Origin of the sequence: Streptomyces virginiae, assembly GCF_040638905.1 — a bacterium.
In the GTDB taxonomy this organism is placed as follows: domain Bacteria; phylum Actinomycetota; class Actinomycetes; order Streptomycetales; family Streptomycetaceae; genus Streptomyces; species Streptomyces virginiae_B.
The window spans coordinates 158,605-167,088 of record NZ_JBEZYV010000012.1 but is presented as its reverse complement, the minus strand read 5'-3'; the positions used below and the strand labels follow the sequence as shown (position 1 = coordinate 167,088).

7 protein-coding genes are annotated in these 8,484 nt (G+C 73.0%); 3 read left to right on the top strand and 4 right to left on the bottom strand.

The genetic code is table 11. The annotated features are described in order from the left end of the window. Nucleotides 1-256: 256 nt before the first annotated feature. The gene (locus AB0F82_RS19505) at nt 257-1,759 is read right to left on the bottom strand and encodes a PLP-dependent aminotransferase family protein (protein ID WP_362629146.1); all 1,503 of its coding nucleotides are present in this window, start codon (nt 1,757-1,759) and stop codon (nt 257-259) included. A gap of 173 nt (nt 1,760-1,932) precedes the next feature. On the opposite strand from AB0F82_RS19505, the gene AB0F82_RS19500 reads away from it, so the two are divergent. From AB0F82_RS19500 to AB0F82_RS19490, 3 genes are all read left to right on the top strand, one after another. Next, a complete protein-coding gene (locus AB0F82_RS19500; RefSeq protein ID WP_356813520.1) occupies nt 1,933-2,703 on the top strand; it encodes a glycerophosphodiester phosphodiesterase family protein in 771 nt (256 codons plus the stop codon). 67 nt (nt 2,704-2,770) lie between these two features. Continuing rightward, nucleotides 2,771-4,174: an MFS transporter gene (locus AB0F82_RS19495; RefSeq protein ID WP_362629143.1), complete on the top strand. Its 1,404-nt coding sequence runs from the start codon at nt 2,771-2,773 to the stop codon at nt 4,172-4,174. Nucleotides 4,175-4,487: 313 nt separating this feature from the next. After that, nucleotides 4,488-4,862 carry an RNA polymerase-binding protein RbpA gene (locus AB0F82_RS19490; RefSeq protein ID WP_007262928.1) on the top strand — a complete coding sequence of 125 codons (375 nt, stop codon included), beginning with the start codon at nt 4,488-4,490 and terminating at the stop codon, nt 4,860-4,862. A gap of 83 nt (nt 4,863-4,945) precedes the next feature. Here the strand turns inward: AB0F82_RS19490 and fxsA are convergent, their stop codons facing one another. The 3 genes from fxsA to AB0F82_RS19475 form a co-directional block, all read right to left on the bottom strand. Then, nucleotides 4,946-5,539, bottom strand: coding sequence for an FxsA family membrane protein (gene fxsA / locus AB0F82_RS19485; protein WP_362629139.1), 594 nt, complete (start codon nt 5,537-5,539; stop codon nt 4,946-4,948). A 155-nt stretch (nt 5,540-5,694) separates the two neighbouring features. Next, nucleotides 5,695-6,480 carry a polyprenol monophosphomannose synthase gene (locus AB0F82_RS19480; RefSeq protein WP_362629136.1) on the bottom strand — a complete coding sequence of 262 codons (786 nt, stop codon included), beginning with the start codon at nt 6,478-6,480 and terminating at the stop codon, nt 5,695-5,697. A gap of 366 nt (nt 6,481-6,846) precedes the next feature. Next, nucleotides 6,847-8,475 carry an amidohydrolase gene (locus AB0F82_RS19475; RefSeq protein WP_362629133.1) on the bottom strand — a complete coding sequence of 543 codons (1,629 nt, stop codon included), beginning with the start codon at nt 8,473-8,475 and terminating at the stop codon, nt 6,847-6,849. Nucleotides 8,476-8,484 lie beyond the last annotated feature (9 nt).

The following is an 8,484-nucleotide window of genomic DNA, read 5'->3' as shown; positions in this document are numbered from 1 at the left end:
CCCGTCCCGACGGCACCCCGCCCCGTGCCCGGCCCTCAGGGCACCCGCCCACGCATTGCCGCCGTCCAAGCCCGGCCCGACGACACCCCGCCCTGTCCCCGACCCTCAGGCACCCTCGCGCGGATGGCCGACCCGTCCGAGGCCCGTCCCGACGGCACCCCGCCCCGTGCCCGGCCCTCAGGGCACCCGCCCACGCATTGCCGCCGTCCAAGCCCGGCCCGACGACACCCCGCCCTGTGGTCACCGCCCCGCGGCCTCACGCCACGAACGTGCGTGGGGGTTCTGTCCCGCTGTCGCCCGCGCCCTTGCCTACCAGGCTCGCTGCCGCTGCCAGGCGGGTGGCGGCCTCCTCGGCCACCGGGCCGCCCACGGTGAAGGGCAGTCGGACGTAGCCCTCGAAGGCTCCGTCCACGCCGAACCTCGGGCCCGAGGGGACCCGTACGCCGACCCGCTCGCCCACCTCGGCCAGGCGGGAGCCGGAGAGTCCGCCCGCGCGGGCCCACAGCGTCAGACCGCCCGCGGGGACCTCGAACTCCCAGTCCGGGAGCTCCCGCCGGACGGCCGCGACCAGTGCGTCGCGGTTCTCGCGGGCCTGCTGCCTGCGAATCTGCACCGCCTCCTGCCAGCCGCCGGTCCGCATCAGCCAGTTCACGGCCAGCTGTTCCAGCACCGGGGTGCCCAGGTCGGCGTAGGCGCGCGCCGCGACCAGGCTGCGGATGACCTCGGGGGCCGCCCGGACCCAGCCGATCCGCATGCCCGCCCAGAAGGCCTTGCTGGCGGAGCCCACGGTGATCACCGTGCTGCCGGCCGGGTCGAAGGAGCAGACCGGGCGGGGCATCTCCAGGTCCGGGTCCAGCTGGAGTTCGATCATGGTCTCGTCGGCGACGAGGACGGTTCCCGCGGAGCGGGCGGCCTCGACCATCGCGCGGCGCTGGTCCTCGGAGGCGAGGGCTCCGGTGGGGTTGTGGAAGTCGGCGACGACATAGGCGAGGCGCGGGGCGGAGTCCCGCAGGACCTGGCGCCAGACGTCCATGTCCCAGCCGGCCAGCCCGTCGGCCATGGCCACCGGTACGAGCCGGACGCCGGCGGCGCGCATCAGCTGGAGGATGTTGGCGTAGGAGGGGGACTCGACGGCGATCCGCTCGCCGCGCCCGGCGAACAGGCTGCAGATGGCGTCGATGGCGCCCATCGCCCCGGTGGTCACCATGATCTGCTCGGGCATGGTGGGAATGCCCTGCTCGGTGTAGCGGTCGGCGAGCATCCGGCGCAGCGCCGGCAGGCCCGCCGGGTAGTCCCCGTGCGTGTGCGCGTACGGCGGCAGTTCCTCCAAGGCGCCCTGGACGGCCCTGGTCAGCCACGGTTCGGGGGCGGGCAGGGCGGCGCAGCCGAGGTCGATCATCGAGCCGAGGGACTCCGGCGGCAGCGGCTCCAGGCCACGGGCGGGCAGCGGGTTACCGGCGGGGACGGAGGTCCAGCTGCCCGCGCCCCGGCGGGATTCCAGGAAGCCCTCCCCGCGCAGGGCCTCGTAGGCGGCGGCAACGGTGGTGCGGCTGAGCGACAGTGCGACGGCGAGTTCCCGCTCGGCGGGCAGCCGGGCGGCGACCGGAATGCGGCCCTCAAGGACGAGGAGCCGGATCCCGTCGGCGAGGGTGCGGTACGCGGGCGGCTTGCGGGCGCCGGCTACGGCGGTCCGCTCCTGCTGCGAGGTGATGAGACGGGCGAGCTGTGCGGCACCGACCGCTGAGGTCCATTCGGCCATGGCGTGCGGTCCACTTTCGTCCGATTGGCCTCGACCGAGACCTGGATTGGATTGCTGTCCGGGGCACAGCGTGCCACGAGTCAGTCCACTTGCACCAGGGCCGTACAGGGCCCGCCGTATCCCGTTCACCTCGGGTACCACCGGTCCCCGCCGTCACGGGGGATACTGCCGCCGTGACGCACGTACGCCTTCGCCATCCGTATCTGGACCACCCGGCTCCGATCCCCTTCGCGCACCGGGGAGGTGCCGCGGACGGGCTGGAGAACACCGCCGCGGCGTTCCGCCGGGCCGCCGCGGCGGGCTACCGGTACTTCGAGACCGATGTGCACGCCACGGCCGACGGCAAGCTCGTCGCCTTCCACGACTCCACGCTGGACCGGGTGACCGACGGCCGGGGCCGGATCGCCGAGCTGCCCTGGAAGCAGGTCCGCGAGGCCCGGGTGGGCGGCACCGAGCCCCTGCCGCTCTTCGAGGAGCTGCTGGAGGAGTTCCCGGACGCCCGCTGGAACATCGACGTCAAGGCGGAGTCGGCGTTGCACCCGCTGGTCAATCTGATCGCGCGGGCCGGGATCTGGGACCGGGTCTGCGTGGGCTCCTTCTCGGAGAGCCGGGTGGCCCGCGCGCAGAAGATCGCCGGTCCGCGGCTGGCGACCTCGTACGGCGTGCGCGGGGTGGTCGGGCTGCGGCTGCGCTCCTACGCGATCCCGGCGGCGCTGCGCGTGGGCGCGGTGGCGGCCCAGGTACCGGAGACCCAGGCGGGCATCCGCGTGGTCGACCGGCGCTTCGTGCGGACCGCGCACGAGCGGGGCCTGCAGGTCCACGTGTGGACCGTGAACGAACCGGAACGCATGGAGGCTCTCCTCGACCTGGGTGTCGATGGCATCATGACCGACCACATCGACTTGTTGCGCACGGTGCTGGACCGGCGCGGCGCCTGGGCCTGACCCGCTCCCGGCCGTCGCGGCGGACGCGGCGGCCGTTGCGGTACGGGACCACCTGGGGGGACGACGAGTGAGCGCGGACAACAGCAGCCGGACCGAGGAAGCGGAACCCGGGGCGGAGGACGGCAGATCCACCGCGGCCGAGAAGGCCTCGGCGGCGGCCTCGCGCAAGCGCGAGCAGCGCGGCTGGTACTTCTACGACTTCGCCGTCTCGGTCTACTCGGCGAGCGTACTGACGGTGTTCCTCGGGCCCTACCTCACCTCGGTGGCCAAGGCCGCCGCGGACGCCGAGGGCTTCGTGCACCCGCTGGGGATACCCGTGCGGGCCGGGTCCTTCTTCGCCTACTCGGTCTCGGCCTCGGTGATCCTGGCCGTGCTGCTGATGCCGATCGCGGGTGCGATCGCGGACCGGACCGGCCGCAAGAAGCCGCTGCTGGCGGTGGCCGCGTACACCGGGGCCGCGGCGACGACCGCGATGTTCTTCCTGGGCGGCGAGCGCTACCTGCTGGGCGGGTTCCTGCTGGTCGTGGCGAACGCCTCGCTGTCCGTGTCGATGGTGCTCTACAACGCCTACCTGCCGCAGATCTCCACCCCGGACGAGCGGGACACCGTGTCCTCGCGCGGCTGGGCCTTCGGGTACACCGCCGGCTCCGTGATGCTGATCGCGGACCTGGCCCTCTACCTGGGGCACGACTCCTTCGGCGTCTCCGAGGGGACCGCGGTGCGGATCTGCCTCGCGGCGTCGGGCCTGTGGTGGGGCGCCTTCGCGCTGATCCCGCTGCGCCGGCTGCGGGACCGGGCCGTGGTCCGGGAGCCCGGGGCGGCGCCTGCCGTCAGCGGCTGGAGGCAGCTGATCGCCACCTTCAAGGACATGCGGCGCTACCCGCTGACCCTGTCGTTCCTGCTGGCGTACCTGATCTACAACGACGGCGTGCAGACGGTGATCTCCCAGGCCTCCATCTACGGCTCGGAAGAGCTGGAGCTGGAGCAGTCCACGCTCATCGGGGCGGTGCTGCTGGTGCAGGTCCTGGCGGTCGGTGGGGCGCTGGGCATGGGCCGGCTGGCCCGGATCTACGGCGCCAAGCGGACGATCATGGGTTCACTCGCCGCGTGGGCGGTGACGCTCGCGGTCGGCTACTTCCTGCCGGCGCGGACGCCGGTGTGGTTCTTCGTCCTCGCCGCCATGATCGGCCTGGTGCTGGGCGGCAGCCAGGCGCTGTCGCGCTCGCTCTTCTCGCACCTGGTGCCCGCGGGCAAGGAGGCCGAGTACTTCTCGGCGTACGAGATGAGCGACCGCGGCCTGAGCTGGGTGGGTCCGCTCGTCTTCGGCCTGACCTACCAGGTGACGGGAAGCTATCGGGACGCGATCATCTCGCTGGTGGCCTTCTTCGCACTGGGGTTCCTGCTGCTCGCGCGAGTGCCGGTGCGGCGCGCGGTGGAGGCGGCGGGCAATCCTGTACCGGAGCGGATCTGAGACCGGGTGCACACCCGCTTCCGGTCCGGATTCACGAACGAATTCCGAACGGATTTAGACGTTGCAGCGAAGGGCCGGTAGTGTACGCCTTTGGCCTGCCAGGCGGACCGTTACTGCGCGCTAAAGAAGTCTAGACGTTGGGTGACATCTGCTGCCAGATGTGACAAACCGGGCACTGGTGGGTACAACAAGGGGCGGTACGACGGGCGACGCATGACCCGGAGCGGGAATCTATACCGCCGACCGGACGTTGACCGGATGACGACGACAGCGACACCTGTCCTGTGGGCGACAAGCCCGGGAGGCACGATTCATGAGTGAGCGAGCTCTCCGCGGTACGCGCCTCGTGGTTACCAGCTACGAGACGGACCGCGGCATCGATCTGGCCCCGCGCCAGGCGGTGGAGTACGCATGCCAGAACGGACATCGATTTGAGATGCCGTTCTCGGTTGAGGCAGAGATTCCGCCGGAGTGGGAGTGCAAGGCGTGCGGCGCCATGGCACTCCTGGTTGACGGGGACGGGCCCGAAGAGAAGAAGGGCAAGCCTGCGCGAACGCACTGGGACATGCTCATGGAGCGACGCACTCGCGAGGAGCTGGAGGAAGTGCTGGCCGAAAGGCTGGCGGTCCTGCGCTCCGGCGCCATGAACATTGCCGTGCATCCGCGGGACAGCCGCAAGTCCGCCTGACAGCCGGACGAACGCACAAGCCGAGGGGCCCCGCCACACATCGTGTGGCGGGGCCCCTCGGCTTGCTCCCTGCGCCGCTGCGCCTACGGCGCCAGAGGCGGGCGGTACGTGGTGTCCGGGCCGGCCTGCGGACCGGGCCCGTCGTCGCGGACCACCTCACCCTGGACGATCTTGCCGTCGGGATAGTGGATACGGGCCTGCTGGAAGGCGTCCCCGAAGCTACCCGCGGGGCCCGCGGCCATCTTCCGCTCCAGAGAACGCGAGGCCCTGCGGCCTACCAACGCCCGGACGGGCGGGAGCAGCAGGAGCAGGCCCGCCACGTCGGAGAGCAGGCCCGGCAGCATCAGCAGCAGGCCGGCCAGCATGGTCAGGCCGTTGCCCCGGCCGGGCTGCTGGGGGGTGGGCTGCACACCCTGCTGCGCCTGCTGGAAGGTGTCCGTCAGGTTCTTGAAGGCGCGGCGCCCGGCGCGCTTGATGACCACCGCGCCCAGCACCAGTCCGCCCGCGATCAGTGCGGCCACGGCCAGCCCGCCGGCCGCGTCGGCGACCAGGCCGAGCAGCCAGATCTCCAGGATCAGCCAGGCGGCGATGGCCAGGGGGAGGAAGGTTCGGGCGGGCGAGCGCCGACGGGGGGCCGTCGGGGTGCCCGTTCGCAGGGATCCAGTGCCGGTCGTCATAGCACCCAGTGTGCCTGGGGCGGGATAAAAGTGTCCTCAGCCGGAGGTACGGGGCACCCCCTAAGGGGTGTCCCGCCGGTCGGGCCCGGATCCGCGCCGCGAGCCCGGCATGATCGGCGGGACACCCCCGCAGGGGGCCCGCTCGATCGGGCCGGTCAGGCCGTGCCGCTCCGCTTGCCGCTGTCCTTGCCGAGCAGCTTGGCCGCCTGGGCCTTCAGGCCCCACTGGGTGACCCGCCACAGGGCCTCCACGACGATGTCCTTGCTCATCTTGCTGTCGCCGAACTCGCGCTCGACGAACGTGATGGGGACCTCCACCACGCGGAAACCCTTCCGCACGGCCCTGCGGGCCAGGTCCACCTGGAAGCAGTAGCCCGCCGAGGCCACCTCCTCCAGGCCCAGGCCCTCCAGGGTCTCGCGCCGGAAGGCGCGGTAGCCGCCGGTCACGTCGCGGATCGGGACGTCCAGCATCAGCCGGGAGTACGTCGAACCGCCGCGCGAGAGGAACTCCCGCGTCTTGGGCCAGTTCACGACGCGGCCGCCCGGCACCCAGCGGGAGCCCAGGACCAAGTCGGCGCCGGCCAGTGCGGTCAGCAGACGGGGCAGCTCCTCGGGCTGGTGGGAGCCGTCGGCGTCCATCTCGACGATGACGCCGTAGCCCTCCTCCAGGCCCCAGACGAAGCCCGCGAGGTAGGCGGCGCCCAGCCCCTCCTTGCCCTTGCGGTGCAGCACGTGCACGTGGTCGTCACCGGCCGCGAGCTCGTCGGCGAGCTTGCCGGTGCCGTCAGGGCTGTTGTCGTCGGCGACCAGGATGTGGGCCTCGGGCACCGCCGCCCGGACGCGGCCGACGATCAGCCCGATGTTCTCCGCCTCGTTGTAGGTCGGAATGATCACCAAGGCTGTACCGAGCGGCCCGTAGGTCCGCTGTCCGCCGTCGCTCACTGAGTCCCCTTTTGTGCTCTTGGCACGTCCTGTACGTCTGGTCGCAGAGGATGACTTTAGAACATCGGCCGCGGCCCGCCCCGGCGGTGCGGTGCCGGTGGGCCTCCCCTGCGGCGCCCCGTCGGGTGATCGGGGCCCGCGGTCCTTCGGGCCGATCAGACTCCCGCTGGATGCGGGCCGCCGTGACCGTTGTCTACTGGACCGCCGGACCCCGACCTGGGGCCACCCGCCGCCCGGCGAAACCTTCCCTCGCCCCCGAGGCGCGGGCGCGCTGAGCAGACGGATCCGTCCGGCACGACGTCCTGTGGTGGACCCGGCCGAACCTATCCGGGTCCGAGGGCCCGTACCGAACCGAGGCCGACCGGATCACCCCTGTGGGCGTACGAATACCTCCCGCCCGCCGACGACGGTGGCGAGGCACACCGGCAGTTCGGACCCGGGGGTCAGATCGGGCAGTCCGGGGGTGCCCGAGCGGGGATCGGTGGACCAGCGGGCGACCCGGTCGTCCGGTGCCTGGACGACCAGTTCGCCGGTCTGCCAGACCGCGTAGTCGGCCGGGGCGCCGGGGACGAGGATCCCCGCGTCGTCGCGGCCCAGCGCCCGCCAGCCGCCCCGAGTGTGCGCGGTGAAGGCGGCCCGCACCGACACCCGGTGCTCCGGAGTCCGGTGGAAGGCGGCCGCGCGCACGGTGCCCCACGGGTCGAGCGGGGTCACCGGCGCGTCCGAACCGAAGGCCAGAGGCACCCCCGCCTTCAGCATGGCCGCGTACGGGTTGAGGGTGCGGGCGCGCTCGGCCCCGAGCCGGTCGGCGTACATGCCGTCCTCGCCACCCCAGGCCGCGTCGAACGCCGGCTGCACCGAGGCGGTGAGCCCCAGCTCCGCGAAGGCGGCGATGGTGGCCGGGGTCATCATCTCGGCGTGCTCGACGCGGTGCCGGGCCGCGCGGACCCGGGCCAGGCCGACCTTCTCGGCGGCCGCCCGGACCCCCTCCACCACCGCGGTGACCGCCGCGTCACCGATGGCGTGGAAGCCCGCCTGCAACCCCTCCTCGGTGCAGGCCGCCACGTGCTCGGCGACGGCGACCGCGTCCAGGTACTCCGTACCGGTGTGCGAGGCGTCGGCGTACGGGGCGTGCAGGCAGGCGGTGTGCGAACCGAGGGCGCCGTCCACGAACAGGTCGCCCGCCGCCCCGACGGCCCCCAGCTCCCGGACCAGGTCCAGGTCCCGGTCGGCCCAGTACCCGAACACGCGCGGCCCGGGCCGCTCCGCCGCCAGGGCGAGCAGGCCCGTGAAGTCCTCGGCGGAGGAGATGTCCGGCCCGCCGCACTCGTGCAGGGAGCCGATACCGAGGGAGGCCGCCCGGTCCAGCGCGGCCCGCTGCGCCTCGGCGCGCTGGGCAGGGGTGACCGCGGCGAGCGCGGCCCGCCGTACGGCGTGGTGGTCGTCGGCGGTCAGAGGCCGGTCCCCTTCGGGGCGCACCCCGGGGACGAGGTCGAGCAGGGCGGTGGTGACCACGGCCGAGTGGACGTCGATACGGCTGAGGTAGAGGGGACGGCCGCCGGCGGCCTCGTCCAGCTCGGCGCGGCGCGGCGCACGGCGTTCGGGCCAGCGGGCGGCGTCCCAGCCGTGCCCGAGGAGCACCCGGTCGCCGGGCCGGCTCACGGCGTACGCCCGTACCAGGTCCAGCGCGGCGGCCAGCGAGCCCGCTCCGGTGAGGTCCAGCCCGGTCAGGGCCAGACCCGCGGAGGTCGTGTGGACGTGGGCGTCGGTGAAGGCAGGCGTGACGAGCGCGCCGCCGAGGTCGACGACCTCGTCGACGCCCTGCGCGAAGGCGTCGGCCGCGCCTTCGGAACCGACCCAGGCGATGTGGCCGCGTTCGACGACCATCGCCGTGGCGAAGGGGTCGGCGGGGCTGTGTACCTCGCCCCCGCGGAGGAGGACGGTCCTGGTCGGCGCTCCGGCGGCTTCGGCGGAGGGGGCGGTGCGGTCAGTCATGCCGACCAG

Coding starts and splice junctions, on each gene's coding strand:
- AB0F82_RS19505 (WP_362629146.1), bottom strand. CDS start 1,759: ATGGCCGAATGGACCTCAGCGGTCGGTGCCGCACAGCTCGCCCGTCTC.
- AB0F82_RS19475 (WP_362629133.1), bottom strand. CDS start 8,475: ATGACTGACCGCACCGCCCCCTCCGCCGAAGCCGCCGGAGCGCCGACC.
- fxsA (WP_362629139.1), bottom strand. CDS start 5,539: ATGACGACCGGCACTGGATCCCTGCGAACGGGCACCCCGACGGCCCCC.
- AB0F82_RS19490 (WP_007262928.1), top strand. CDS start 4,488: ATGAGTGAGCGAGCTCTCCGCGGTACGCGCCTCGTGGTTACCAGCTAC.